This window comes from Shewanella sp. AS16 (assembly GCF_021412365.1).
GTDB lineage: Bacteria > Pseudomonadota > Gammaproteobacteria > Enterobacterales > Shewanellaceae > Shewanella > Shewanella salipaludis.
This window is the reverse complement of sequence record NZ_JAKCLK010000216.1, coordinates 1-297: the sequence shown is the minus strand read 5'-3', so window position 1 is coordinate 297 and position 297 is coordinate 1. Positions and strand designations below refer to the sequence as shown.

Sequence of the window (297 nt, the reverse complement as noted above, 5' to 3'; positions counted from 1 at the left end):
AAAAATAATGAGTCTTATCATTGTTCTCCTGGTCGCAATATTTATTTTTATCTATAGATACAAAAAAAACAAACCACAAATCGATGCTTTTATTGCTAAAGAAAAAGAAAAGGATCTAATCAAGGACAAAAGACGAGCAACAAAGAGACGTAAGTGGGCATTAGCAATTGGTGATATAGTTGCTCGTCGTAATGGACTGTCAGTAAATGGCTTCACGTTAGATTTAAAGTTGACTGATGATAAGCGTCAACAACTTGCACTACAGGTTAAACAAGAGCTAGGAACAGAAACTTACCA

At 34.7% G+C, this 297-nt stretch carries 1 protein-coding gene; it reads left to right on the top strand.

What is annotated here, in order from left to right; genetic code table 11:
• The coding region (locus LZP73_RS20065; protein ID WP_234236679.1) for a hypothetical protein at positions 1 to 297 on the top strand (297 nt) is incomplete at both ends.